The sequence below is a fragment of the Bradyrhizobium denitrificans genome, from assembly GCF_013179005.1.
GTDB lineage: Bacteria > Pseudomonadota > Alphaproteobacteria > Rhizobiales > Xanthobacteraceae > Bradyrhizobium > Bradyrhizobium denitrificans.
In genome coordinates, this window is the sequence record NZ_JABFDP010000009.1 from 165,449 (window position 1) to 190,343 (window position 24,895).

Sequence of the window (24,895 nt, forward strand, 5' to 3'; positions counted from 1 at the left end):
CATGCCGGCAGAGATGATACACCCGCTTGTGCCGCGGCTCCTCAGGCCGCGCGCGGTCTGACGCGTGCGTTCACGGCTTCCCATCCGGCTCAAGCAACGAAAACGCCGATCATGACGCTTCATTCCACGATCGATCCCTCGTCCGCCGATTTCGCGCGCAACGCCGAGGCCATGCGCGTGCTGGTCGAAGATCTCAAGGCCAAGCTCGGGCAGGTCGCTGCCGGCGGCGGCGAAGCCTCGCGCAAGCGCCACCTCGCGCGCGGCAAGATGCTGGCGCGTCAGCGGGTCGATCTGCTGCTCGACCCCGGCACCGCGTTCCTGGAGCTGTCGCCGCTTGCGGCGCACGGGCTGTACGGCGGTGACGTGCACTCGGCCAGCATCGTCACCGGCATCGGCCGCATCGCCGGCCGCGAATGCGTGGTCGTCGCCAATGATGCGACCATCAAGGGCGGCACCTATTATCCGATGACCGTGAAGAAGCATCTGCGCGCCCAGGACATCGCGCGGCAGAACAATCTGCCCTGCGTCTACATGGTCGATTCCGGCGGCGCGTTCCTGCCGCTGCAGGACGAGATCTTTCCGGACGAACGGCATTTCGGCCGCATCTTCTTCAACCAGGCGCAGATGTCGGCGCAAGGCATCCCGCAGATCGCGATCGTGATGGGCTCCTGCACCGCTGGCGGTGCCTATGTGCCGGCAATGTCGGATGAGAGCATCATCGTGCGCAATCAGGGCACGATCTTCCTCGGCGGCCCGCCGCTGGTGAAGGCCGCCACCGGCGAGGTCGTCAGTGCCGAGGAACTCGGCGGCGCCGACGTGCATTCGCGGCAGTCCGGCGTCACCGACCACTACGCGCAGAACGATGCGCACGCGATCGGCATCGCGCGCCGCATTGTCGGCACCTTGAAGCCGCCCGGCGCGCGGGCGGTGCTCAACATGCGCGAGGTCCGCGCGCCGCGCTATCCCGCGGAGGAGATCTACGGCGTGGTGCCCGCCGACGGCCGCAAGCCGTTCGACGTGCGCGACATCATTGCGCGCGTGGTCGACGGTTCGGAGTTCGACGAGTTCAAGAAGCTGTACGGCCAGACGCTGGTGTGCGGCTTCGCCCACATCTTCGGCTATCCGGTCGGCATCATCGCCAATAACGGCATCCTGTTCAGCGAGAGCTCGCTGAAGGGCGCGCACTTCATCGAGCTGTGCTGCCAGCGCAACATTCCGCTGGTGTTCCTGCAGAACATCACCGGCTTCATGGTCGGCAAGAAATACGAGGCCGGCGGCATCGCTCGCGACGGCGCCAAGCTGGTGACCGCGGTCGCGACCGCGTCGGTGCCGAAATTCACCGTCGTGATCGGCGGCTCCTACGGCGCCGGCAATTACGGCATGTGCGGCCGGGCCTATGCGCCGCGCTTCCTGTGGATGTGGCCGAATGCGCGTATCTCGGTGATGGGCGGCGAGCAGGCGGCGATGGTGCTGAGCCAGGTCCGCCGCGACGGCATCGAGGCCAAGGGCGAGAGCTGGTCGACGGAAGAGGAAGAGAAATTCCGCAGCCCCATCCGCGCGCAATATGAGGCGCAGGGCAATCCCTATTACGCGACGGCGCGGCTATGGGACGACGGCGTGATCGACCCCGCCGACACCCGGCTCGTGCTCGGGCTGGGATTGTCCGCCGCCGCCAATGCCCCGGTCGAGCCGACCAAGTTCGGCCTGTTCAGGATGTGATCATGGCCCATCCCGGAATGTATCGTCGTTTTCGCAAGCTCCTGATCGCCAACCGCGGCGAGATCGCCGTGCGTGTCATCCGCACTGCGCGGGCCATGGGATTGAAGACCGTCGCTGTCTATTCCGAGGCCGACCGCAATGCGCTGCATGTCGCGCTCGCCGATGAAGCCGTGCTGCTCGGCCCCGCGCGCGCCCGCGATTCCTACCTCAACATCGAACGGCTGATCGAGGCCGCCCGGCAGACCGGCGCCGAGGCGGTGCATCCCGGCTACGGCTTCCTGTCTGAGAGCGCCGAGTTTGCGCAGGCCTGTCTCGATGCCGGGCTGGTGTTCGTCGGCCCTACGGCTGCGATGATCACCGCGATGGGCTCGAAGTCCGGCTCCAAATTCCTGATGGAGCAGGCCGGCGTGCCGCTGGTGCCCGGCTATCACGGCGAGGCGCAGGACGAGGCGACGCTCGCCGATGAGGCGGCGCGGATCGGCTATCCCGTGCTGATCAAGGCCTCCGCCGGCGGCGGCGGCCGCGGCATGCGCGTGGTCCATGCGGCCGGCGATCTCGCCGATGCCGTCACCAGCGCCAAGCGCGAGGCCAAGGCGGCGTTCGGCGACGACCGCGTGCTGATCGAGAAGTTCGTCGAGAATCCGCGCCACATCGAGGTGCAGATCGTCGGCGACAGCCACGGCAATCTGGTCTCGCTGTTCGAGCGCGAATGCACCCTGCAGCGCCGCCATCAGAAGGTGATCGAGGAGGCGCCGTCGCCGACGCTGTCGCCGGCCCAGCGCGAGACGGTCTGCGCCGCGGCGCGGCGCGCGGCGGGCGCGGTCAACTATGTCGGCGCCGGCACCATCGAGTTCGTCTCCGACGGCCGCGACGTGTTCTTCATCGAGATGAACACGCGCCTGCAGGTCGAGCATCCCGTCACCGAGCTGATCACCGGCGTCGACCTGGTCGAATGGCAACTGCGTGTCGCCTTCGGCGAACCGCTGCCGCTGACGCAGGACCAGATCAAGCTCAATGGACATGCGATCGAGGCACGCGTCTACGCGGAAAACCCCGCGAAGAACTTCATGCCCTCGGTCGGCACGATCAAGACCTGGCGGCTGCCGGCGGAGACCGGCGGCCTGCGCATCGATGCCGGCTATCGCGAGGGTGATGCCGTCTCGCCCTATTACGACGCGATGCTGGCCAAGATGATCGCCTGGGCGCCGACGCGCGACGTCGCCATCGAGCGGCTCAACCGCGGCCTCGAGGACACGGATGTCCGCGGCATCGTCAGCAACATTCCGTTCCTGTCGGCACTGTTGACGCATCCCGACGTCGCGGCGAATGCCATCGACACCGGCTTCATCGAGCGCCATCTGGAGCGTCTGACAGAAGCGGGCGCTGCTGCCGGGGATGTGGAGCTTTGCGCGGCGGTCGCCGCCATCCTCATCGATGAGCAAAAGGCCGCTTCCCATGAGGTGGGATCGCCCTGGCGTGCCCAGGGCTGGATGCCGGTCGGCTTGCGGGAGCGCGTCTTCTCGTTCCGCCAGAGCGGGAGCAGCGATCCGCGGACGGTGACGCTGACTTATGGACCGGGCGTGCAGACGCTGTCGATCGATGGCCGGGTGACGGCGTTCTCGGCGATCCCGACAGAGGATGGCGGTTTCGACCTTGTGCGCGACGGCGTCAAATCCCATGTGGTGGCGGTCATCGAGGGGCACGAACTGTATCTGCGCTCCCGCAACGGCCGCTTCGATCTGCATTGGATCGATCCGTTCGGCGGCGATGACGAGGAACAGGCCGGCGAGGACAAGATCGTCGCGCCGTTGCCGGGCACCGTGGTGGCATTGCTGGCGCAGGAAGGCGCCGTCCTCGAGAAGGGCGCGGCGATCCTGACGCTGGAAGTGATGAAGATGGAGCAGACCCTGCGCGCGCCGTTCGCGGGCGTGCTCAAGGCGATCAAGTGCAAGGTCGGCGACATCGTGCAGGAAGGTGTCGAACTGGCGGAAGTCGAACCCTCCGCCTGATCCTCCAACCCCAGAGGGCAGCATGAGCGAGAGCGTGCGCATCATCGAAATGGGCCCGCGCGACGGCCTGCAGAACGAGAAGACCCAGGTCAGCGTCGCCGATCGCATCGCCTTCATCCGCGGGCTCGTCGCGGCCGGCCTGACCACGGTCGAGGTCGGCGCGTTCGTCTCGCCCAAGGCGATCCCGCAAATGGTGGGCTCGGATGAGGTGATGCGCAGCGTCGCCGCGCTGCCCGGCGAGTTCCATGTGCTGGTGCCCAATGTGAAGGGCTACGAGGCCGCCCACGCGGCCGGCGCCAAGGTGATCTCGGTGTTCACCGCGGCCTCGGAGAGCTTCTCCCGCGCCAACATCAATTGCGGAATCGAGGAGTCGCTGGAGCGCTTCAAGCCGGTCGTCGCGCACGCCAGGACCGACGGCATCAAGGTGCGCGGCTACGTCTCCTGCGTTCTCGGCTGTCCCTATGAGGGCGAGATCAAGCCGCAGGCGGTGGCCGACGTGGCCAAGGCGCTGTGGGATCTCGGCTGCTACGAGGTCTCGCTGGGCGATACGATCGGCGTCGGCACGCCGCTCAAGGCCAAGCAGATGCTGCGCGCGGTCTGCGACGACGTGCCGGTGTCGCATCTGGCGATGCATTTTCACGACACCTATGGGCAGGCGCTGGCGAACCTCTACGCCGGCCTGGAGGAGGGGGTCCGCGTCATCGATTCCGCCGCCGGCGGTCTCGGCGGCTGCCCGTTCGCGCCGGGCGCGACCGGCAATGTCGCGACCGAGGATGTCGTCTACATGCTCGAAGGCATGGGCATTCGCACCGGCGTCGACATGACCAGGCTGCTGGCGGCCACCAACGAGATCAGCCGGCTGCTCGGCCGCCCCCCGGTCAGCCGCGTTGCCGCCGCGCTGAATGCGAAAGCGAAGAGGGCGAATAGCGAGTAGCAAATGGCGAGTAGGGGTCCATTCGCGGGATCCCTATTCGCAACTCGCTATTGTCTATTCGCCGCCGCGTCACCGGCTGAGATCCGGCCCCATCACAAGGTCCGGAAGCGCCGTCGAGATCTGCGGCACGAAGCAGAGCAGCAGCACCGCGGCCATCATCAGCAGCACGAAGGGCAGGGTGCCCCAGATCACCTCGCGCAGCGGGATGTCCGGTGCGACGTTGCGGATGACGAAGATGTTCAAGCCCACCGGCGGGTGGATCAGGCCCATCTCCATCACGATCGTCATGACGACGCCGAACCAGATGATGTCGAAATTCGCCGCACGCAGCGGCGGCAGGATGATCGGCGCGGTCATCAGGATGATCGAGACCGGCGGCAGGAAGAAGCCGAGCACGACCACCATCAGCAGGATCGCGAACAGCAGCTCCCAGCGCGGCAGGTGCATCGCCACGATATATTCGGCGACAGACTGCGAGATGTGCAGATAGCTCATCACGTAGGAGTAGAGCAGCGACATGCCGATGATCAGCATCAGCATCGTCGACTCACGCAAGGTCGCCCGCATGATCGGCGCGAGGTCGGTCGGACGCCAGACACCGTAGATGAGCGCGATCAAGGCGAGCGCGAGAATGCCCCCGAGACCGGCGGTCTCCGATGGCGTCGCCAACCCGCCATAGAGCGCCACCATGACGCCGGTCAGCAAGAGCACGAACGGGATCACGCGCGGCAGCACCGAAAAGCGCTGTGCCATCGTGTATTCGTCCTTGATCAGGATGTCCGACCAGGTGCCCGACTTCTCGTAGACCGCTTTCGCCTGCGCGTATTCCTGGCGGAAGCGCACCACCGCATAGACGCCGAACAGCGTGACCAGCAGCAGCCCCGGCCCGATCCCGGCCAGGAACAGCCGTCCGAGCGACTTCTCCGCGGCGATCGCGAACAGGATCATCGTGATCGAGGGCGGCAGCAGGATGCCGAGCGTGCCGCCGGCGGCGATGATGCCCGCGGCGAACCCGCCGGAGTAACCGCGCTTGCGCATCTCCGGGATGCCGGCCGAGCCGATCGCCGAGCAGGTCGCCGGCGACGAGCCGGCCATCGCCGCGAACAGCGCGCAGGCGAACACGTTGGCGACGCCGAGGCCCCCGGGCACACGATGCAGCCAGGCATGCAGCGCCGAGTAGAGATCCTGGCCGGCGCGGGAGCGGCCGATCGCGGCGCCCTTGAGGATGAACAGCGGGATCGACAGCAGCGTGATCGACGCCATTTCCTCATAGACGTTCTGCGTCACCGTATCGAGCGACGCGGAGGGCATGTAGATCGCCATGAACACCACGGCGACGGCGCCGAGCGCAAACGCGATCGGCATGCCGGCGAACATCGCAAACAGGGTGGCAGCCCCGTAGGCAATCCCAATCCCGAACACGCTCATCGCCGCGCTCCGGTCAGCGGCGCCACGATCTGCAGCAGCAATTGCAGGCAGAGCAGGGTCATGCCGGCGGCCATCAGGGCATAGGGAATGGCGAGCGGTGGCGACCACATCGAGTTCGAGACCTGACCGTCCTCCCAGGCCTCATGGGTGAGGGTCCAGGATTTCCAGGTGAAGAAGGCACAAAACAAAAAGCTGGCGACGTCGACGAGCCAAAGCCTGATCTTGTTCGCCAAGGGCGACATCAGGCCGACAAAGGCCTCGATGCTGACGTGGCCGCGATGCTCCTGCACATAGGCGGCGGTCATGAAGGTGGCGCCGACGAGCAGGAACACGGCGGCTTCGTCCTGCCAGTAGTTGGCGGCCTTGAACAGCGCGCGACCCGCCACGCTGTAGCTGAGGATGACACAGGCCGCGATCAATGCGATCGCAGCGAGAACGACGATGATGCTGTTGAGCATCGAGATCACACGCTGAAGCGGCGCCAGCGGTCCGCTGGCGCCGGTGGGCGTGGCCTCGCTATCGGAGACGGGCGCGTGCATCAATCAGGCCGCCACGTCGGAGGCGAGCTTCAGGAGCTTGGCGCAGTTCGCGGACTTCCCGCCATAGTCCTTCCAGGCGGTATCACGGGCAATGTCGCGCCACTTGTTGACGGTCTCGAGGTCGAGCTCGGCCACCTTGGCGCCGGCCTTTTCATAGACCTTGGCGACCTCGATGTCGTCGTCCTGCGCGCCCTTGCGCCCGAAGGCCTCGAGCTCGGCGCCGACGGCGAGCAGGACGTCCTGCTGGTTCTTCGGCAGCTTGTCGAACGTCGCCTTCGACATCATCAGTGGCTCGAGCATGAACCAATAGGACGCCTTGGCGCCGGAGGTCAGAGCCTTCGCGACCTCTTCGAGGCGGAACGAGATCAGGCTGGTCGAGGAGGTCAGGCCGGCATCGCAGGCCCCGGTCTGCATCGCCGTGTAGATCTCGTTCGACGGCACCGACAGCACCGACGCACCGGCGGTCTGCAGCACCATGTCCATCTCGCGCGAGCCGCCGCGCACCTTCATGCCCTTGGCGTCGTCGGGGGTGACCAGCGGCCGCGAGCGGCTGGCGACGCCGCCGGCCTGCCAGACCCAGGTCAGCAGGATGATGCCCTTGTCGGCGAGGAAGTCGCTGAGCGCCTTGCCGACCGGCTCGTTCTTCCAGCGCAGGCCCTGATCGTACGTGGTGACGAGGCCCGGCATCAGTCCGATATTGGTCTCGGGAACCTCGCCGCCGGCATAGGGCATCGGATAGAGGCTGATGTCGAGCGCGCCCTTCCGCATCGCCGAGAACTGCGCAACGGTCTTGATCAGCGACGAGTTCGGATAGATCTCGGCCGCGATCTCGCCGCCAGAGCGCTTCGACACTTCCTCGGCGAACATCCGGCAGAGCCGGTCGCGGAAGTCGCCCTTGTCGATGGTTCCCCCCGGGAACTGATGGGAGATCTTCAGCGTGGTCGCCGCCCGAGCGGTTCCGGTTCCAAAACGCAGAATGGCGGGCGCAGCGAGCGCGGACGCGAGGACAGTGCGGCGTGAAAGCATGAGAGTTCCCCTGGACAACGTCTGGTTGGGTTCCCGATCCGGTTCGTAAGCAGCCCTTATAGGAGCCGGAGTGCAGGAATTACCTCTAGCCGAACAATACAGTTGGTTCGAGGGCGAATGCACGGGACGCGACATATTGCTGCGATGCACATGCCTGTGAATCCCTAGCGCGGGTTGTACTAACATTCGCCCGACGGGCGAAATTGTGTCGAGGTTCAAACACCGCAAAACTCGAATCAAATTTGATCGAGCCGAAAATTTTCAGTTGGGCCGTAACGATCTCCCTCATTGGAACGTCGACATGGAGGAGCGGCGCATCGGTCGCCGTCCAACCCCGTCTCTCGAAGGAGCGATCATCATGACCTATCGTAATCGTCTCGTCCTCGGCCTCTCTGCCGCTGCTCTCGCCTTCAACGTCGCCATCGCGCCCGCGGCGTTCGCCGAGGACAAGATGGGCAAGGATGATGCGATGAAGAAGGGGGCGATGTCCCACGACTCGATGAAGAAGGACGCGATGGGCAAAGACGAGATGAAGAAGGGCGATGCCATGTCGAAGGACGGGATGAAGAAGGACGACGGCATGATGAAGAAGAACTAGGCTTCTTATCGTCGTTGATCGTCGTCATGCGATGGGGCGGCGAGGCCGCCCTGTCGCAGATCTCATGACATCATCGCGCGATCATCGAGGTCGTCGCGCGGACGCGACGCTCGGGAGCAATCACTTCCTCTTGCCACGTGCCTTGCGCGCGGCATAACGCGCATCGCGCTTGGCCTTCTGCTCGGCCTCCATCTCGGCCAGGCGAGCGGCTGCTTCTTCCGCCTCGCGGGCGAGCCGGGCGGCCTCGGCGGCCTTGGCCTCTTCCTCGAGGCGCTTCTGCTCGGCCTTGGCGGCCTCTCGCTCGAGACGCTGCTGCTCGCGCCGGGCGGCGGCCGCTTCGCGCTCCTGCCGCCGCTTCACGACTTCGGGATCATCCGGTCCCGGCTGCGCCTTGAACTTCTGCAGAATGCCCTGGCGGGCCTGCTGCGCGGCCTTTTGCCGATCGGCAAATCCGGGTTCCTTGAATCCTCTCATGGAGACGTCGTCACTTCGCTACTGGTTTGGATTGGTGTGGTTCGATCAGGCTGCATGCGCTGCCCGACATTCATCCACGTTGTCGTGAATATCGGCGGAGGCGAGCGCGAGGCCGTGTGTATAGGATCGCACGCGTCGATGACAAATGCTTTATCGCCATTCCTTCACATGCCGCACGTTTGGCGCTTGCATGACGCGCGCCGCTGGCTATGTAAGCTCCCCCGCCACGCTGACACAGGTCAGTCGGGTGTGAATTGCTTCACACCAGCGGGAATCGGCGGGCCAGGATGGCCTGCTTCCAGCGGAGTTTACCGGCATGACCTCGGTGTTTCGGAGGCATGGACGCCTTGCGCTCATGCTCGTGCTTCTCGGCTCGGCCGTGAGCGCGCTCGTCATGACTGCCGTGTTCGCCCACCCGGCGGCGGCTCCGAGCCGGCTGCTCGGCTCGGAGTGGGAGTGCGGTCAATTGTTCTGGGTGACCAGCTGCACGCGTGTCGCGCCGATTTCACCGGCCTCCCGCCGCCTCGGTCCGGCTTTCGACGACCCGGCAAATCCGCAGCCGGTCTAGGGGCACCGTTTCATGAGTGAGCGCGACGCAGGCCAAGGCCGGAGAGGCGCGATTGCTGGGCTGCTGTTTGCGGCGATCGTGGTCGGCTTCGGCCTGTGGCTGGCCCACAGCCTGACGGCAGCGAGCAAGATGCAGGATTGCCTGATGTCCGGCCGCAGCAATTGCAACGTGATCGAGCCCGCACGCTGACGCCGGGGCCGGCCGCGGGTCATCCGCTCAACGCTCCGCCGCGAATCGCGGTGCAAGAATGATGGCGGCGAATCGCCGCCGTTCGGTTGTATGTTGCGGGGCGTCGCTGGCGTGCCGCAAAATTGTCGGGTTTGTCCCAGTCTGTCCCGCAATTCATGCCCGTTCTGGCCATATCGTGGGGACCAGTGAACCGGGTTTCATCGCACGCCGACCAAGGCCGTAGGCAGCGCGGACGGCGGGCCAGTGAGGGGAAGATGAGAATGGCATTGTTCGATCAGACCAGGTTCTGGCTGCCGGCGCTGGCCGTCTTGTCGGTGATCTCTTCGCCCCTCCAAGTACGGGCCCAGGCTCCGGACCAGGTTGGTCCCGGTGCCGCTCACCCCCCGCAGGGGCGCCCGCCCAGCGTCATCCGGCAGCCGCCGGCCGCCGCCGTTCAACCGGGCGGACAGCCCCATGCTCAGCCCCCCCGCCAAGGGTCGGGGCCGGTTGCGGGACAGCCAAGCGGGCCCGGACCGGGCTATGACCGCGGACCTGCGGCCACGGGCCGGGCGCCTGACGCGCGCTACAGCCGCGGCGCGATTGCAATGCGCGATTATGGCGGACAGCGTTATCGCGGCCGCGTCGGCTGGGAAGGGGGTCGCTGGCGTCACGAAGTCCACAATGGCCGGCCCGGCTGGTGGTGGGATGTCGGCGGGGTCTGGTATTATTATCCTGAGCCGATGGAAGGTCCGCCGACCTACGTCTCCGAGGATTACGCCGACGACGTCGTCTACGCGCCGGCTGCTGCTTATCAGGCGCCGCCGCCGGTCGCCTATGAGCCGGCTCCGCCACCGCCGCCGTCCGACCCGGATCCAGGCGCCAGCGCGCTCGGCGGGGCCATCATCGGCGGCGTGCTCGGCGGGATTCTGACTGGCAAGGCGGGCGGCGCTGCCGCCGGGGCCGTGATCGGCGGCGCGACTGGCGCGATCGCCGGTGCGACGGCAGCGGCGCGGCCGGGCTATTATCTGTCCCAGGGCAATTGCTACTACCGTTACCCCTCGGGAGAGTATGTCGCTGTCGATCCGCGCTCCTGTTACTAGCTCACGCCGGTCCGCAGAGATGTGCATGGGTTTCCGCTCTCCGGCCGTGCGTTGCGATTGATGCTCCGCAAAGGTCCGGAGCCGGAGTTGGAACGAATCCTGGTAAGGTCCTCTTCCGTGCTGGTCTCAGTGAGAGTTCTGGAGCGATGACCAAGGCGTCCAAGCTTGTTGCCGCCAAGGGCGGAAAGTCCTCCTGGTCCGACGCCGCATCGACGGGCGCTGGATGTTCCCGGGCGGCCGCAAACGCGCACGGGAGACGGCGAAGGACTGCCTGAAGCGCGAGATCAAGGAGGAGCTGCCGAAGCTCAAGCTCGGCCGTCTTCGCCTGTGGAAAGAAGTCACGGCGAAGAACAAGCGGTCGGGACGCAAGATGAGCGACGCGATCTTCATCGCCAAGAATGCCAGGGGGCGGCTGGAGATCGGCGACAAAAATGAGATCGACCGCGCCGTCTGGCAAAAGCCCTACGGGCTCAGCCTGACACCAACCTCGCGCTATATTCGCGACCGTCTGTTTCCGCGCAAAGCGGATTAGGTCGAGATGTCGGTTCAGAGAGCCGCGCCCTGATCTTGTCCGGCATCGCGAGCGATGATCTTATCGGGACACCGACGTTCACGCCCTGCAATTCAGGCTGTAATTGAAGCCGAAAGTGGAACATCTGGCGAGGTCGGACGTTGTCTGGTCATGACTTACGAAAGCACAGCCAGACCGCCACGCGTCCTTACGCCTGAAGAGCGTCGGGCGCGCGATGCCACGCGCAGGGCCGATGCCGAGCAGGCCTTGCGAGAACATGAGGAGGCCCAGCGGGCCTTCTATAAAAACCGCGAGCGACTCCGGGCCGAGCGCTTGGCGCGCGAAGCCGCCGAAAAGCGTCGCTGAGCTGCCGGCTCCCCCAGCTCAGCCTGCGGGACGCGTCCGGAAAGCGTTCGCCATGCGCAGGAACGCCCGATCCAGCAAATCGTACATGTCGCCGGTGATGTCGCAATCGAACATCGCCCGGCGCATGCACGTCATCCACTCGTCGCGCTCGGCGTCTCCGATGGCATAGGGACGGTGCGCCGACATGATGCAGCGATGTTCGGCACGCTCGAAATAGAGCGCAGGCCCGCCCAGCCAGCCGCTCAGGAACTCGAACAGCAATTGCCTGATCGGACCGAGGTCGGCATCGTGCATGGCGCGGATCTTCCGGGCATCCGGCTCCTCGTCCATGATCGCATAAAACCGATCGGCGAGGCGCCGCACGCCGGCTTCGCCGCCGATGAGCTCGTATGGCGTGGCTTCGACCACGATAGCGTCGGTTGAATGGGCTTCGCTGGCTGAATTGGCTGCCGTCATCGCATCTCGTTTCCCTGGGCGCCTCACAGCCAATAGTCGCCTGGAGCGCACCGCCTTGATCTGCATCAAAGATGAAATGCCGATGGCGGCCGCGTGGCGCTGCCGGACGCGAGCGTACACAGAGGCGAGGTGGGAGACGCCAGCTAGCGAATATTGGCCTTCACGAGGCGCTGACGGTCGGTGTCGGCTGCGATCTGACGCAGCGTCTGGCGCAACAGCGCGAGATCGACCGGTTTGCAGAACGGCGGATAGACGTTCAGGCCGAGGATCTTGCCGGCACGGACCGTGACGTCGCGGGTCTGGTCGTCGGACCCGCTGATGATCAGGACGGGGGTGCGGGATTTCATGTCGGCCAGCAGCTGCAGCACTTCCGTGCCGGAGCGCTCACCGAGGTTGAGGTCGAGGGTGATGCACTCGAAGTTGCGCCGGCGCAGCACGTTGATGGCGCCGTCCACCGAGTTCACGCCGGTCGTCGCAAAGCCCGCCTGCACGGCGATCTTGCGCAGGATCGACAGATGAACGTCGGCATCTTCGATCACGAGAAGTTCGTTCAGCATGGTCCCCGCGCGGCTGTGTGTCGGCTTCTGATGGACCACCGCACCTTAAAAGTCGGTTTCTAAGCTCCACGTAAATTTTCAATCCCGTAAAATTCCGGACCCCGGCGTCGCCGCATAGCAAAAGGTCGCTCGGTTGCGCCGCCTGCTGCCTGGTCGGCCGAGGAGATCGGCTATCATGCCGCTCGATGTCGGACGCAGGGTCCGGAATCATGCCCTTGAGTTCATGACAAGTCGCCGGCGTGACCGCAGGTCAGCCGGCTTGGAAGCAAGCCGATGTCACTCTCCTCTCTTTATGATGAAGCGCTGGTCTATGCGGCGGACCTGCACCGGAGCCAGGTGCGAAAGGGCAGTCGGGTGCCCTATATCGCGCATCTGCTCAGCGTCTCCAGCCGCGTGCTGACGGCGGGCGGCAACGAGGTTCAGGCCATCGCCGGACTGCTGCACGACGCCGCCGAGGACCAGGGCGGACAGGCCACGCTGGACGAGATCCGCCGGCGGTTCGGCGACGGCGTTGCCGAGATCGTGGCGGACTGCACGGATTCCTGGGTCGAACCGAAGCCGGCATGGCGGGCCCGCAAGGACGCCTACCTTGCCAAGCTGCCGCACAAGCCAGCAACGTCGCTGCTGGTCTCGCTCGCCGACAAGGTCGACAATGCGGAGGCGATCGCGAAGGACTATGATGAGATCGGCGATGCGGTGTGGCAGCGCTTCAGCGGCGGACGGGACGGCACGATCTGGTACTACCGCACGCTGAGCCACATCTTCGATCAGACATTGCCCGGGCCGTTGGCGCGGCAGCTCGCACGAACTGTTGGGACCTTTCCGTCCTGATCGGTTCGGGGATGGAGCTTGCCTGCCCCGGTTTGCGGATGACAACCTCAGATGGATCGATTATACAGCCGGCCATGATCACCGTCGCCACTCATCGTTTTGGTCGCATCACGCACCGTAGCTCGCTGGCGGCGGGAGGATCGCGCTCAATCTGACGATTTGCAGCATCTGATCCGAACAGCCGCCAGGACCTGGCGGCTTTTTTGTTGCCGGCAGGTTCTTCGTTTCCAGGGGAGCCCGATATGCCGAGCACGACCGACGATCCGAGCATCAGCGCCATCGAGGCGTGCACACTTCGTGACGCCTCGCGATCACCTGGGCTCTTCGCGCGCGGACGCTCCCCGAGCCATCCGATTCCGTCCAAGCCCGGCGCGAACGTCTACTACTTGGTGCGCTCGGTCCCTGACCGACGCTACGCCGAATCGAAGCCCACGCCGTTGCTGCGGCTGTGGTGGAAGCGCTGGCGCGAGCGTCACCGTTTCGCCCGGGAGCTACCCTGGATCGCCGATGAGGTGCTGGCGGATTACGGCCTCACGCGCGACGAGGCGCGCCGGCTGTGCCGCCGTCCGTTCTGGCGAGCGTGAAGCGAACGCGGCGGCCAAACAGAAGCCTCGGTCGCACCCACCGCTGTCGTCCCGGGCAAGCTGGAGCGGCGCGAAGTGCCGTGCAGCGCCGCCCTGTGGTGATGGATCCCCGCATGCGCGGGGATGACGGCGGAAAATGTGGCAACTGCGCGCGCAAGGGATGAGCGCCAGCGACATCTGCTTGTCCTTCGCCTCGGTCATGCCAAGCAGCATATAGCGCGTAGTTTGCATGTCTTGGAGTGAACCAAGACCTATCCGTCCGTCATTGCGAGGCGCCGTTGCGCCGAAGCAATCCAGAACGCGTTTTTTGGAAGGAGGCTGGATCGTGTCGCTGCGCTCGCGATGACGATGCGGCGAGAGCCGCGCGCGTCACTTCCGACTACGTCTGCGGTCGCCTCGGGCGCTTCACCGGATGCAGCCGGGGCGCCCGCGCGACGCGCGGGCGCAGCCGCGTCGCGGCGGCGCGCTTCGGCTTAACGGCTCCTTGCGGCCGCGCCAGCTCCATCAGCAGGCGCAGGGCCTCGAGGACGGAGCGCGTGCGCACGGCGCTGCGGCCGATGGCACCAAAACGGTGTTCGCGGTGGGTGATACGGCCGTCGCGGGCGGCGACGGCGAAGTGGACCAGGCCGACCGGCTTGCCGGGGGTGGCGCCGCCGGGGCCGGCGATGCCGGTGATGGCGACCGCGAGGTCGACATCGGCCCGCTCCAGCGCGCCGACCGCCATCTGGATCGCGGTCTCCTTGGACACCGCGCCGAAGGTCTGCAGGGTCGAGGCTTCGACGCCGAGCATCGCGCGCTTGGCCTCGTTGGAATAGGTGACGAAGCCGCGGTCGATGACGTCGGAGGAGCCGGGGATCTCGGTCAGCGCGCCGGCGACGAGGCCGCCGGTGCAGGATTCGGCGGTGGCGATCATCAGCTTGCGCGACCGGCAGAGGTCGAGCAGCGAGCGGGCCAGCGCGCTGGTGGAGCCGATTTGACGTTCGCTCGCCATGAACAGCGTTCCCTCGATACCGATCGAGACTTCAGGATTCGCCACCAAAGCGATGGCTTTTGACGAGTTCGAGATGGCGCCGCGAACTCGGCCTCTCCCCCGCGCGCGGGGAGAGGCCGGATTGCATCGCAAGATGCAATCCGGGTGAGGGGGACTCTCCGCGCACCGCGCTCGTGGAGAGTCCTCCTCATCCCAACCCTCTCCCCGCAGGCGGGGCGAGGGAGCGCACCGCGCTCGCGGTGATAGCTCGATTCCAACTTCCAGAGATCAGTTCGATCTCGTATTTCAACTTAGCGGTCGACGTCCCCTCGCGTATCGATCGCTTCGATCTCACATTCTCGACGCCGCCGGCGTCATGCGCCCCACGGCAGCCTGATCGTCGCGCTTGCGGTCGCGGCGATGCCTTCCTCGCGGCCGGTGAAGCCGAGGCGCTCGCTGGTGGTGGCTTTCACCGCGATGCGCGAGATATCGACTCCCGACATCTCGGCGATGCGTGCGCGCATCTGGTCGCGCAGGGGACCGATCTTCGGCCGTTCGCAGATCATCGTCACCTCGAGATTGGCCACCCGTCCGCCGCGCGCCGTGACCCGCTCGATCGCGTATTTCAGGAACTGATCGGACGAGGCGCCCTTCCACTTCATGTCCGAGGGCGGGAAATGCGAGCCGATGTCACCATCGGCCAGGGCGCCCAAAATTGCGTCAACCAGGGCGTGCAATCCGACGTCGCCGTCGGAGTGGGCCAGGAAGCCCTTGCTATGCGGCACGCGCAGGCCGCACAGCCAGACATGGTCGCCCTCGCCGAAGGCATGCACGTCATAGCCGGTGCCGGTCCTGATGTCGCCGAGCTGAGCGGCGAGCCGCGCTTCCTCGCGCACGAAATCTTCGGGTGTGGTGAGCTTCATATTGGCAACATCGCCCTCAAACGTCGCGACGGTCAATCCCGCCCATTCGGCGATCGCCGCATCATCTGTGAACTCGGTGAGGCCGTCGCGCGCGGCGCGCCGATGCGCCTCCAGGATGACCTCGAATTTGAAGGTCTGCGGCGTCTGCGCGATGCGCAGCTTCGCGCGCTCCGGTGTCGCGGTGATGTCGCCGCTCGCCGTGACCTCCTTGATCGTGTCGGTGACGGGCACGACGGGAATGGCCGCGCCGGTCTTGCCGGCCGCTTGGATCGCGCGCGAGATCACGGCCGATGTCACGAACGGGCGCGCGGCGTCGTGGATCAGCACGATGTCCGGTCGGTGCGGCACCAGCGCTTCCAGGCCTGCGAGCACTGACGCCTGCCGTGTCGCGCCGCCATGCGCGGGCACCTCGTGGCGCAGGCCACTGACCGCGGCATTGAAGACGTCGATGTCATCGGGGTTCACCACCGGCTGCACGACGGCGACGTCAGGATGCTCCGAAAAGGCGGCGAGCGCGCGGTGGATGACGGTGCGGCCGCCGATCGCGCGATATTGCTTCGGACCGCCGGTGCCGGCGCGCAGGCCGCGTCCGGCCGCGACGAGAATGGCTGCAGTCCGCTGAGAAATCGTCATGGGAACAGGGTATCGATGCTGATGAAGAAGATCGGGTGAGGGATTTGGCGGCTTCTTACATCTGCAGCGAAGGTTAAGCGAGCGGGATCACACGTTGCTTGCATCGTGACCGCGAGTCCGACGCAGTCGCAGAACCCGTCGCTCCGGGGCTCGCTGCGCCGATCCGCCACAGAGCGGGGAGGGACAGGGGCGCGCGGCCTTCAGCCATGCAAAAATCCAGCGGCTCAAGGGTTTACCATGACTGCCGAACAAGCATATTTTGCTGCACTGCACTTGAAACGTTGACGGTTTTGTCTAAAGTGTAGGCATGACGCTTGACTGCCCAAGAATTGTGCTCGAAAGTGCAGGGCGGCGCAATGGTGCGTCTGATGAGATCATGAGTCGTCCGTGACCGGTCCGGTAAAGCCTACCGCCAAGTCCTTGAGAATAGGTGAGGTTTCTCTCGCCAACCGGGCTCTTCTTGCGCCGATGTCGGGGATCACCGACGCGCCGTTCCGCCGACTCGCAGCCGATCTCGGCGCCGGGCTCGTCGTCTCCGAGATGACCGCGAGCGACGATCTCGTCAGAGGGCGGTGGATATCTCGCTTGCGCTGCGAAGCCAGCGGCGTCGGGCCGCATGTGGTTCAGCTGGCCGGCTGCGAGGCGCATTGGATGGCCGAGGGTGCCAAGGTCGCCGAGGATGGCGGCGCCGATGTCATCGACATCAATATGGGCTGCCCGGCGCGCCACGTCACCGGCGGCCAGTCCGGCTCGGCCCTGATGCGCGACCTGGATCATGCGCTCGCGCTGATCGAGGCCACGGTCGAGGCTGTCGACGTGCCGGTGACCTTGAAGATGCGCCTCGGCTGGGACGAGCGTAGCCTCAACGCGCCGGAGCTGGCGCGCCGCGCGGAAGCGGCCGGGGTGCAGTTGATCACGGTGCATGGCCGCACGCGGCAGCAGTTCTACAAGGGCGAGGCCGATTGGAGCGCGGTGCGCGCCGTCAAGCAGGCGGTCGACCTGCCGGTCGTCGTCAATGGCGACATCACGAGCTACGAGGATGCGCGCGAGGCGCTCGACGCCTCCGGCGCTGACGCCGTCATGATCGGCCGCGGCGCGCAGGGGCAGCCCTGGCTGCCCGGCCAGATCGGCCGTCGGCTCGACGGCGGCGCGGAAGAGGGCGCGCCCGCGCTGTCACAGCAGCACGCTTATTTGGCGGCCCTCTATGACGAGATCTGCCGCCACTATGGCGAGCGTGTCGGCCTGCGCCACGCCCGCAAACATCTCAGCTGGGGGCTGGACGTGGCCGCCCGGCACGCCAAGGCGCCGGCTGAAAAACTGAAGGCCTGGCGCGAGCGTATCCTGACGTCGGAGCAGCCGGCTCTGGTGCAGGGGGCGCTGCGAGACGCGTTCGACGATTTTGCCTGGAGTGCAGCCGCATGAGCTCAGCCGCAGAACAGCGCAAGCGACTTCCATCGGATGGCGACGCCATCCTCAACGCCTTGCCGAATCCGGTCCTCGTCATCGGCCCGGATGGCATGATCATGGACGCCAACATGGCGGCCGAATCGTTCTTCGATTCCTCGACCCAGTTTCTGCAGCGGCAATCGCTCAAGAAGCTGGTGCCGTTCGGCTCGCCGCTGCTGGCGCTGATCGATCAGGTCCGCACCACGAGCGCGCCGGTCAACGAGTACAAGGTCGACCTGGGGACGCCGCGGACCGGCGCCGACCGCCTCGTCGACCTGCATGTCGCTCCGCTTCCCGAACGGCCCGGCGCCATCGTCGTGATGCTGCAGGAGCGCACCATCGCCGACAAGATGGACCGCCAACTGACCCATCGCAGCGCCGCGCGCTCGGTGATCGCGCTGGCCGCGATGCTCGCGCATGAGATCAAGAACCCACTGTCGGGCATCCGCGGCGCCGCGCAGCTCCTTGAGCAACAGGCCTCCTCCGAGGACCGCATGCTCACGCGGCTGATCTGCGACGAGGCCGATCGCATCGTCACGCTGGTCGACCGCATGGAGGTGTTCGGCGACGACCGGCCGGTGGCGCGCGGACCGGTCAATATCCATTCCGTGCTCGATCACGTGAAGCGGCTGGCGCAGTCCGGCTTTGCCCGCAACATCCGCTTCATCGAGGATTACGATCCGTCGCTGCCGCCGGTGCTCGCCAATCAGGATCAGCTGATTCAGGTGTTCCTGAACCTGGTCAAGAACGCCGCGGAAGCGGTCGTCGACCTCGGCGCCGACGCCGAGATCCAGCTCACCACCGCGTTCCGCCCGGGCGTGCGGCTGTCGGTGCCCGGCAAGAAGTCCCGCGTATCGCTGCCGCTGGAGTTCTGCGTCAAGGATAACGGCCCCGGCGTGCCGGAAGACCTGATGCCCAATCTGTTCGATCCGTTCGTGACCACCAAGCCGACCGGAAGCGGCCTCGGTCTTGCATTGGTCGCGAAGATCATCGGCGACCATGGCGGGATCATCGAATGCGAGTCGCAGCCGCGCAAGACGACCTTCCGGGTGCTGATGCCGATGTACAGCGCAACCAAACAACCAGACCAAAGCCCAAAGAACAGCCATGGCGATGACGTTTCGGGAACGCCGTTGCATGCCTCACAGGGATCAAATTGAGGACCATCTATGCCTGCAGGTAGCATTCTCGTTGCCGACGACGATACGGCCATCCGCACGGTCCTGAACCAGGCGCTGTCACGCGCCGGCTATGAGGTGCGGCTGACCGGCAATGCCGCCACCCTGTGGCGCTGGGTGAGTCAGGGCGAGGGCGATCTCGTCATCACCGACGTGGTGATGCCGGACGAGAACGCGTTCGACCTGCTGCCGCGGATCAAGAAGATGCGGCCCAACCTACCGGTCATCGTCATGAGCGCGCAGAACACCTTCATGACCGCGATCCGGGCCTCGGAGCGTGGCGCCTATGAATATCTGCCGAAGCCGTTCGACCTGAAGGAGCTGATCGCGATCGTCGGCCGCGCCTTGGCGGAGCCGAAGGAGCGGGCGGCGAGCCAACCCGACGACAACGAGTTCGAATCGATCCCGCTGGTCGGCCGCTCGCCGGCGATGCAGGAAATCTACCGCGTGCTGGCGCGTCTGATGCAGACCGACCTCACCGTGATGATCTCGGGCGAGAGCGGCACCGGCAAGGAGCTGGTGGCGCGCGCGCTGCACGACTACGGCAAGCGCCGCAACGGCCCGTTCGTCGCGGTCAACATGGCGGCGATCCCGCGCGACCTGATCGAATCCGAGCTGTTCGGCCATGAACGCGGCGCCTTCACCGGCGCCAACACGAGAGCCTCCGGGCGCTTCGAGCAGGCCGAGGGCGGCACCCTGTTCCTGGACGAGATCGGCGACATGCCGATGGAGGCGCAGACGCGGCTTCTGCGCGTGCTGCAGCAGGGCGAATACACCACCGTGGGCGGCCGCACCCCGATCAAGACCGATGTGCGCATCGTCGCGGCCTCCAACAAGGACCTGCGCATCCTGATCCAGCAGGGGCTGTTCCGCGAGGACCTGTTCTTCCGCCTCAACGTCGTGCCGCTGCGGCTGCCGCCGTTGCGCGAGCGCATCGAGGACCTGCCGGACCTGGTCCGGCACTTCTTCGCGCTCGCCGAGAAGGACGGGCTGCCGCCCAAGAAGCTCGACGCCGCCGCGCTCGAGCGGCTCAAGCAGCACCGTTGGCCGGGCAATGTCCGCGAACTGGAAAATCTCGCCCGCCGCCTCGCCGCGCTGTATCCGCAGGACGTCATCACGGCCTCGGTGATCGATGGCGAGCTGGCGCCGCCGGCGGTCACGACCGGGTCCAGCACGCCGACCTCGATCGACAATCTCGGCGGCGCCGTGGAGGCCTATCTGTCCTCGCACTTCCAGGGCTTCCCGAACGGCGTGCCGCCGCCGGGCCTGTATCACCGCATTCTCAAGGAGATCGAGATCCCGCTGCTCACGGCCGCCCTGGCGGCCACCCGCGGCAATCAGATCCGCGCGGCCGATCTGCTTGGCCTGAACCGCAATACGCTGCGCAAGAAGATTCGCGACCTCGATATCCAGGTCTACCGCAGTGGCGGCTAGAGCGGTATTATAGCCCTCCGGGCAGGCCGCGATACCGCCGGACTTGAGAATTTGTGTAGACAAATCCGCGGCGTGGCTGTGCGCCGCGGAATTGTCGCAATTTGGCAACAGCGTGGTAGGAATGCATCAGTCCGATTCCTTCGGACGTGCCACCATCACCAATTGCCGGAATGACCAGCGCAGACACCTCGGCCACCCCTTTCGATGCCTCGCCCCCTGAGGGGCGGCGCTGGACCTGGCGCACCTGGCTGGCGCCGGTGGCGGTGGCTGTCGCGCTGTCCTCAGGCTTCCTCACCTTCATCGTGCTGGTGGGCTTGAGCCCGATCGAGCCGACGACCGAGGTGGTCAAAACCTTCTATCTGATCGATGCCGGCACGATCCTGATCCTGGTCGGCATCATCATCCGTGAGGTCTGGCAGGTCGTGCAGGCCCGCCGGCGGGGCCGGGCGGCAGCGCGGCTGCACGTCCAGATCGTCAGCCTGTTCTCCGTCATCGCCGTGCTGCCGGCGGTGCTGGTCGCCGTCGTCGCCAACGTCACCATCGACCGCGGCCTGGATCGGCTGTTTTCCGGGCCGGCCAAGGTCGCGATCCAGAATTCGCTGACCATCGCCCGCGCCTATATGCAGGAGCATGCGCAGTTCATCCGCGGCGACATTCTCGGCATGGCCAATGACATCGCCCGGGCCCGGCCGCTGTTCGACCAGGACCGCGCCAGCTTCCGCGAGCTGCTGACCGCCAGCGCCGCCTCGCGCAACCTGCCGGGCGCGATGATCATCGACAAGAACACCAACCCGATCGTGTGGGCGGAGACCGGCGGTGTGCAGCTGGCTTATTCGCCGCCGGCGCCCGAATTCCTGAACAATGTCGGCGAGCAGGAGCCGGAGATCGCGGTTCTGCCGGAGTCCAACTACGTCGCAGCGGTGATCAGGCTGCGCGCCTTCAACGATACCTTCCTCTATGTCGCGCGCCCGCTCGATCCGCAGGTCGTCGACCAGCTCAAACAGACCGAGCTGTCGGTCGCCGAATATGCCCAGGTCGAGGCGCGGCGGTTCGGCATCCAGGTCGCCTTCGCATTGATGTTCGCGGTGATCGCGCTGACCATTCTGATGGCCTCGGTGCTGATCGGCCTGAACTTCGCCAATTGGCTGGTCGCCCCGATTCGCCAGCTGATGAATGCCGCGCATGTGATCTCGACCGGCGATCTCAACGTCCAGGTTCCCGTGCACCGCTCGGAAGGCGATCTCGCCCAGCTCGGCCAGACCTTCAACAAGATGACGCAGGAGCTGCGCACGCAGCGCGACGAACTGGTCAGCGCCAGCGAGCTGATCGACAGCCGGCGCCGCTTCATCGAGGCGGTGCTGTCGTCGGCCTCGGCCGGCATCATCGGCGTCGATGCCTCGGGCAGTGTCGGCATCCTCAACCGCTCGGCCGAGAAGCTGATCGGACATGCGGAGCAGGAGGTGCTCGATCATCCGCTGTCGGAGGTGCTGCCCGAGCTCGACGACATGATGAAGACCGCGCGCGAGGGCAAGCAGCGCCTGGTGCAGGGGCAGATCACCATCCAGCGGGACGGCCATGAGCGGAACCTGTCGGTGCGTGTCACCGCCGAGCAGACCAATCAGGCCCGCGACAGCTATATCATCACGCTCGACGACATCACCGAACTCGTCTCGGCGCAGCGCACGTCCGCCTGGGGCGACGTCGCGCGGCGCATCGCCCATGAGATCAAGAATCCGCTCACGCCAATTCAGCTTTCCGCAGAACGGATTCGCCGCAAATTCGGCAAGGTCATCACCGAGGACAAGGCCGTATTCGAGCAGTGCACCGAGACGATCGTGCGGCAGGTCGACGACATCAGGCGAATGGTCGATGAGTTCTCGCGTTTCGCCCGGATGCCGAAGCCGGTGATGGAGGGCGAGGACGTCGCCGACACGGTGCGCCAGGCCGTCTTCCTGATGAAGGTCGCGCATCCCGAGATCGATATCGAGACCGAGATCAAGCAGGACCCGCTGCGCGCGCAATTCGATCGGCGCCTGATCTCGCAGGCTCTGACCAACATCATCAAGAACGCGACCGAGGCGATCGAGGTGGTGCCGGAAGAGGAGCTGGGCAAGGGCCGCATCGACGTCGTCGCGTCGCGCGAGGGCGACGATGTGACGATCGACGTGATCGACAACGGCATCGGCCTGCCGAAAGTGGCACGGCAGCGTTTGCTCGAGCCCTATGTCACGACACGGGCAAAGGGCACCGGCCTCGGCCTCGCGATCGTCGGTCGTGTGTTGGAGGATCACGGCGGCCGGCTGGAGCTGAAGGACGCCGCCGATTTCCGTCCTGGCCAGCGCGGCGCGTGGATGCGGCTGCGCTTTGCCGTGTCGGGACAGGCCGCCAAGGCGGGTGCCAAGGAGCAGCCCGCTGCAATCGCCGCAACCGACGGCGCACCAACAAATGAGTCCGCGGGGGAAACCGCGGGCCCGGTTGAAACGACCAATAGCGAACCAAAAATCCAGGCCGCAACACGCGGCTGACGAGACAGGCGTGACCATGGCGAGTGATATTCTGATTGTCGACGATGAAGCCGATATCCGGGAGCTGGTAGCCGGCATCCTGGATGACGAGGGCTTCACGACGCGAACCGCTCGCGACAGCGATTCGGCACTGGCCGAGATCGCCGGCCGCCGACCCAACCTCGTGTTTCTCGACATCTGGCTGCAGGGCTCCAAGCTCGACGGCCTGCAGCTGCTGGAGCAGATCAAGAAGGATCATCCGGACCTGCCGGTCGTGATGATCTCGGGTCACGGCAACATCGAGACCGCAGTCGCCGCGATCAAGCGCGGCGCCTATGACTTCATCGAGAAGCCGTTCAAGTCCGACCGCCTGATCCTGGTCGCGACACGCGCGCTGGAGACGTCGCGGCTCAAGCGCGAGGTGCGCGAGCTGAAGCAGCTGGCACCGACCGCGAGCACGATGACCGGCCGCTCGCCGTCGATGAACCAATTGCGCCAGACCATCGAGCGCGCCGCGAAGGCCAACAGCCGCATTCTGATCGTCGGTCCGCCCGGCTCCGGCAAGGAGCTCGCCGCGCGCACGTTGCATGCCCAATCGCCGCGCGCCGAGGGACCCTTTGTCGTCATCAACGCTGCGGCAATCACGCCGGAGCGGATGGAGGAGGAGCTGTTCGGCGTCGAGCAGTCGAACGGCGAGCAGTCGCGCAAGACCGGCGCGCTCGAAGAAGCCCATGGCGGCACGCTGTTCGTCGACGAAATCGCCGACATGCCGCGGGAGACGCAGAACAAGATCTTGCGCGTGCTGGTCGACCAGACCTTCCAGCGTGCGGGCGGCACCACCAAAGTGCACGTCGACGTGCGCATCATCTCGTCGACCGCGCGCAATCTCGAGGAGGAGATCGCCGCCGGCCGCTTCCGCGAGGACCTCTATCACCGCCTGTCCGTGGTCCCGATCCGCGTCCCGCCACTGTCCGAGCGGCGCGAGGACATTCCCGAGCTGATCGACTATTTCATGGACCAGATTTCGGTCACGACCGGACTGCCGAAGCGGCAGATCGGCCAGGATGCGATGGCGGTGCTGCAGTCGCATGTCTGGCCTGGCAATGTCCGCCAGCTCCGCAACAATGTCGAGCGCGTGATGATTCTCGCGGCCGGCGGGCCCGAGGTGATCATCACCGCCGACATGCTGCCGCCGGATGTGGGGTCGATGGTGCCGGCCATGCCCACCAGCAACAATGGCGAGCACATTATGGGCCTTCCACTGCGTGAGGCGCGCGAAGTGTTCGAGCGCGACTATCTGATCGCGCAGATCAGCCGGTTCTCCGGCAACATCTCGCGCACTGCCGAGTTCGTGGGCATGGAGCGATCAGCGCTGCATCGCAAGCTCAAGGCCCTTGGGGTGGGCTGACGGTTCCAGGTCGGCCAAACTTGCCGGGCGGGACGAATTTACGTTGGAAAAATCGTCCGGCCCCGAAGTTTTACGGACGAATCCGGGTCTTTTGGAACCGGTTTCCCTGCATTCGGCTTGCCTAATATGCTCGCCTGTCTTCTAATCCAACGTCCCATGATCCCTCGAGGGGGATCTCAATGGATCATGGGCCACCGCGGCGGTTCCGAGACCTGCAATCGGAGCGTCATGGGATCAATAAGAAAAAGCACAAGACTGCGAGATAACAACGATGGCGGCAGACCGCGCACAGAACCTTCAAGACACCTTTCTCAACCATGTTCGCAAAACCAAGACGCCGCTCACGATCTTCCTGGTCAATGGCGTGAAACTGCAGGGGATTGTCACATGGTTCGACAATTTCTGCCTGCTGCTCCGGCGCGACGGTCACTCGCAGCTCGTGTACAAGCATGCGATCTCCACCATCATGCCCGGCGCGCCGATCCAGCTGTTCGAGGGCGGCGAGGACGCTTCTGCGTGAGAGTGACCTGA

General features: G+C 65.7%; 24 protein-coding genes and 1 pseudogene. 17 read left to right on the forward strand and 8 right to left on the reverse strand.

All coding sequences use genetic code 11. From position 1 onward, the window contains the following. Window positions 1-111 precede the first annotated feature (111 nt). From HL671_RS11900 to HL671_RS11910, 3 genes are read left to right on the forward strand one after another with little or no spacing between them, the layout of a single operon-like run. A complete protein-coding gene (locus tag HL671_RS11900) occupies window positions 112-1,719 on the forward strand; it encodes a carboxyl transferase domain-containing protein (protein ID WP_012044115.1) in 1,608 nt (535 codons plus the stop codon). Window positions 1,720-1,721: 2 nt separating this feature from the next. Further along, window positions 1,722-3,728 (forward strand): acetyl/propionyl/methylcrotonyl-CoA carboxylase subunit alpha, encoded by a 2,007-nt coding sequence (locus HL671_RS11905; RefSeq protein WP_172236500.1) that lies wholly within the window; start codon window positions 1,722-1,724, stop codon window positions 3,726-3,728. Window positions 3,729-3,750: 22 nt separating this feature from the next. After that, window positions 3,751-4,662 (forward strand): hydroxymethylglutaryl-CoA lyase, encoded by a 912-nt coding sequence (locus HL671_RS11910; protein WP_172236501.1) that lies wholly within the window; start codon window positions 3,751-3,753, stop codon window positions 4,660-4,662. Between the two features lie 69 nt (window positions 4,663-4,731). Here HL671_RS11910 and HL671_RS11915 read toward each other — a convergent pair whose 3' ends face one another. Genes HL671_RS11915 through HL671_RS11925 form a run of 3 tightly spaced genes read right to left on the reverse strand, consistent with a single transcriptional unit; the run spans window position 4,732 to window position 7,655 of the window. Next, on the reverse strand, window positions 4,732-6,090 hold the full coding sequence (locus HL671_RS11915) for a TRAP transporter large permease (RefSeq protein ID WP_012044118.1): 1,359 nt from the start codon (window positions 6,088-6,090) through the stop codon (window positions 4,732-4,734). Next, a complete protein-coding gene (locus HL671_RS11920) occupies window positions 6,087-6,629 on the reverse strand; it encodes a TRAP transporter small permease (protein WP_012044119.1) in 543 nt (180 codons plus the stop codon). Before HL671_RS11920 ends, HL671_RS11915 begins: the two co-directional genes overlap by 4 nt. A 3-nt stretch (window positions 6,630-6,632) precedes the next feature. Next, entirely contained in the window at window positions 6,633-7,655 is a 1,023-nt protein-coding gene (locus tag HL671_RS11925; RefSeq protein WP_012044120.1) for a TRAP transporter substrate-binding protein, read from the reverse strand. Window positions 7,656-8,013: 358 nt separating this feature from the next. Here HL671_RS11925 and HL671_RS11930 point away from each other — a divergent pair, with 358 nt between their 5' ends. Beyond that, on the forward strand, window positions 8,014-8,253 hold the full coding sequence (locus HL671_RS11930; RefSeq protein ID WP_041751518.1) for a pentapeptide MXKDX repeat protein: 240 nt from the start codon (window positions 8,014-8,016) through the stop codon (window positions 8,251-8,253). Between the two features lie 120 nt (window positions 8,254-8,373). Here HL671_RS11930 and HL671_RS11935 read toward each other — a convergent pair whose 3' ends face one another. Next, window positions 8,374-8,727, reverse strand: a complete 354-nt coding sequence (locus tag HL671_RS11935; RefSeq protein WP_012044122.1) for a DUF6481 family protein — start codon at window positions 8,725-8,727, stop codon at window positions 8,374-8,376. A 355-nt stretch (window positions 8,728-9,082) separates the two neighbouring features. Between HL671_RS11935 and HL671_RS11940 the strand changes: the two genes are divergently transcribed. The 5 genes and pseudogenes from HL671_RS11940 (at window position 9,083) to HL671_RS38335 (ending at window position 11,440) form a co-directional block, all read left to right on the forward strand. After that, window positions 9,083-9,295, forward strand: a complete 213-nt coding sequence (locus HL671_RS11940) for a hypothetical protein (protein WP_246579466.1) — start codon at window positions 9,083-9,085, stop codon at window positions 9,293-9,295. 12 nt (window positions 9,296-9,307) lie between these two features. Continuing rightward, window positions 9,308-9,484, forward strand: coding sequence for a hypothetical protein (locus HL671_RS11945; RefSeq protein ID WP_012044124.1), 177 nt, complete (start codon window positions 9,308-9,310; stop codon window positions 9,482-9,484). A gap of 260 nt (window positions 9,485-9,744) precedes the next feature. Then, window positions 9,745-10,563 (forward strand): hypothetical protein, encoded by an 819-nt coding sequence (locus tag HL671_RS11950; RefSeq protein WP_172236502.1) that lies wholly within the window; start codon window positions 9,745-9,747, stop codon window positions 10,561-10,563. A gap of 146 nt (window positions 10,564-10,709) precedes the next feature. Next, window positions 10,710-11,095 (forward strand): annotated as a pseudogene (locus HL671_RS11955) (NUDIX hydrolase). A gap of 150 nt (window positions 11,096-11,245) precedes the next feature. Then, entirely contained in the window at window positions 11,246-11,440 is a 195-nt protein-coding gene (locus HL671_RS38335; protein WP_246579467.1) for a hypothetical protein, read from the forward strand. An 18-nt stretch (window positions 11,441-11,458) separates the two neighbouring features. Here the strand turns inward: HL671_RS38335 and HL671_RS11960 are convergent, their stop codons facing one another. Beyond that, a complete protein-coding gene (locus HL671_RS11960; protein WP_012044128.1) occupies window positions 11,459-11,896 on the reverse strand; it encodes a group II truncated hemoglobin in 438 nt (145 codons plus the stop codon). 143 nt (window positions 11,897-12,039) lie between these two features. Further along, window positions 12,040-12,453, reverse strand: a complete 414-nt coding sequence (locus HL671_RS11965; RefSeq protein WP_012044129.1) for a response regulator — start codon at window positions 12,451-12,453, stop codon at window positions 12,040-12,042. A gap of 273 nt (window positions 12,454-12,726) precedes the next feature. Here HL671_RS11965 and HL671_RS11970 point away from each other — a divergent pair, with 273 nt between their 5' ends. Together HL671_RS11970 and HL671_RS11975 are read left to right on the forward strand one after the other, a co-directional pair. Further along, the gene (locus HL671_RS11970; protein ID WP_172236503.1) at window positions 12,727-13,284 is read left to right on the forward strand and encodes an HD domain-containing protein; all 558 of its coding nucleotides are present in this window, start codon (window positions 12,727-12,729) and stop codon (window positions 13,282-13,284) included. A 242-nt stretch (window positions 13,285-13,526) separates the two neighbouring features. After that, on the forward strand, window positions 13,527-13,868 hold the full coding sequence (locus HL671_RS11975; RefSeq protein WP_172236504.1) for a DUF1127 domain-containing protein: 342 nt from the start codon (window positions 13,527-13,529) through the stop codon (window positions 13,866-13,868). A gap of 379 nt (window positions 13,869-14,247) precedes the next feature. Here the strand turns inward: HL671_RS11975 and HL671_RS11980 are convergent, their stop codons facing one another. Beyond that, window positions 14,248-14,859 carry a CinA family protein gene (locus tag HL671_RS11980; RefSeq protein ID WP_012044134.1) on the reverse strand — a complete coding sequence of 204 codons (612 nt, stop codon included), beginning with the start codon at window positions 14,857-14,859 and terminating at the stop codon, window positions 14,248-14,250. A gap of 353 nt (window positions 14,860-15,212) precedes the next feature. After that, window positions 15,213-16,394, reverse strand: a complete 1,182-nt coding sequence (locus HL671_RS11985) for a bifunctional 2-C-methyl-D-erythritol 4-phosphate cytidylyltransferase/2-C-methyl-D-erythritol 2,4-cyclodiphosphate synthase (protein ID WP_172236505.1) — start codon at window positions 16,392-16,394, stop codon at window positions 15,213-15,215. Window positions 16,395-16,862: 468 nt separating this feature from the next. On the opposite strand from HL671_RS11985, the gene dusB reads away from it, so the two are divergent. The 6 genes from dusB (at window position 16,863) to hfq (ending at window position 24,884) form a co-directional block, all read left to right on the forward strand. Continuing rightward, complete coding sequence (gene dusB / locus HL671_RS11990; RefSeq protein ID WP_246579468.1) at window positions 16,863-17,816, forward strand: tRNA dihydrouridine synthase DusB; 954 nt, start codon at window positions 16,863-16,865, stop codon at window positions 17,814-17,816. Continuing rightward, window positions 17,813-19,000 carry a two-component system sensor histidine kinase NtrB gene (locus HL671_RS11995; protein ID WP_012044137.1) on the forward strand — a complete coding sequence of 396 codons (1,188 nt, stop codon included), beginning with the start codon at window positions 17,813-17,815 and terminating at the stop codon, window positions 18,998-19,000. Before dusB ends, HL671_RS11995 begins: the two co-directional genes overlap by 4 nt. A 9-nt stretch (window positions 19,001-19,009) precedes the next feature. Continuing rightward, the gene (ntrC, locus tag HL671_RS12000; protein ID WP_012044138.1) at window positions 19,010-20,452 is read left to right on the forward strand and encodes a nitrogen regulation protein NR(I); all 1,443 of its coding nucleotides are present in this window, start codon (window positions 19,010-19,012) and stop codon (window positions 20,450-20,452) included. A 170-nt stretch (window positions 20,453-20,622) separates the two neighbouring features. After that, window positions 20,623-22,977, forward strand: a complete 2,355-nt coding sequence (locus HL671_RS12005) for a sensor histidine kinase NtrY-like (RefSeq protein WP_012044139.1) — start codon at window positions 20,623-20,625, stop codon at window positions 22,975-22,977. A gap of 16 nt (window positions 22,978-22,993) precedes the next feature. Continuing rightward, window positions 22,994-24,364: a nitrogen assimilation response regulator NtrX gene (gene ntrX, locus HL671_RS12010; protein WP_012044140.1), complete on the forward strand. Its 1,371-nt coding sequence runs from the start codon at window positions 22,994-22,996 to the stop codon at window positions 24,362-24,364. A gap of 271 nt (window positions 24,365-24,635) precedes the next feature. Then, window positions 24,636-24,884 carry an RNA chaperone Hfq gene (hfq, locus tag HL671_RS12015; RefSeq protein WP_006613906.1) on the forward strand — a complete coding sequence of 83 codons (249 nt, stop codon included), beginning with the start codon at window positions 24,636-24,638 and terminating at the stop codon, window positions 24,882-24,884. The last annotated feature ends 11 nt before the right edge of the window (window positions 24,885-24,895 follow it).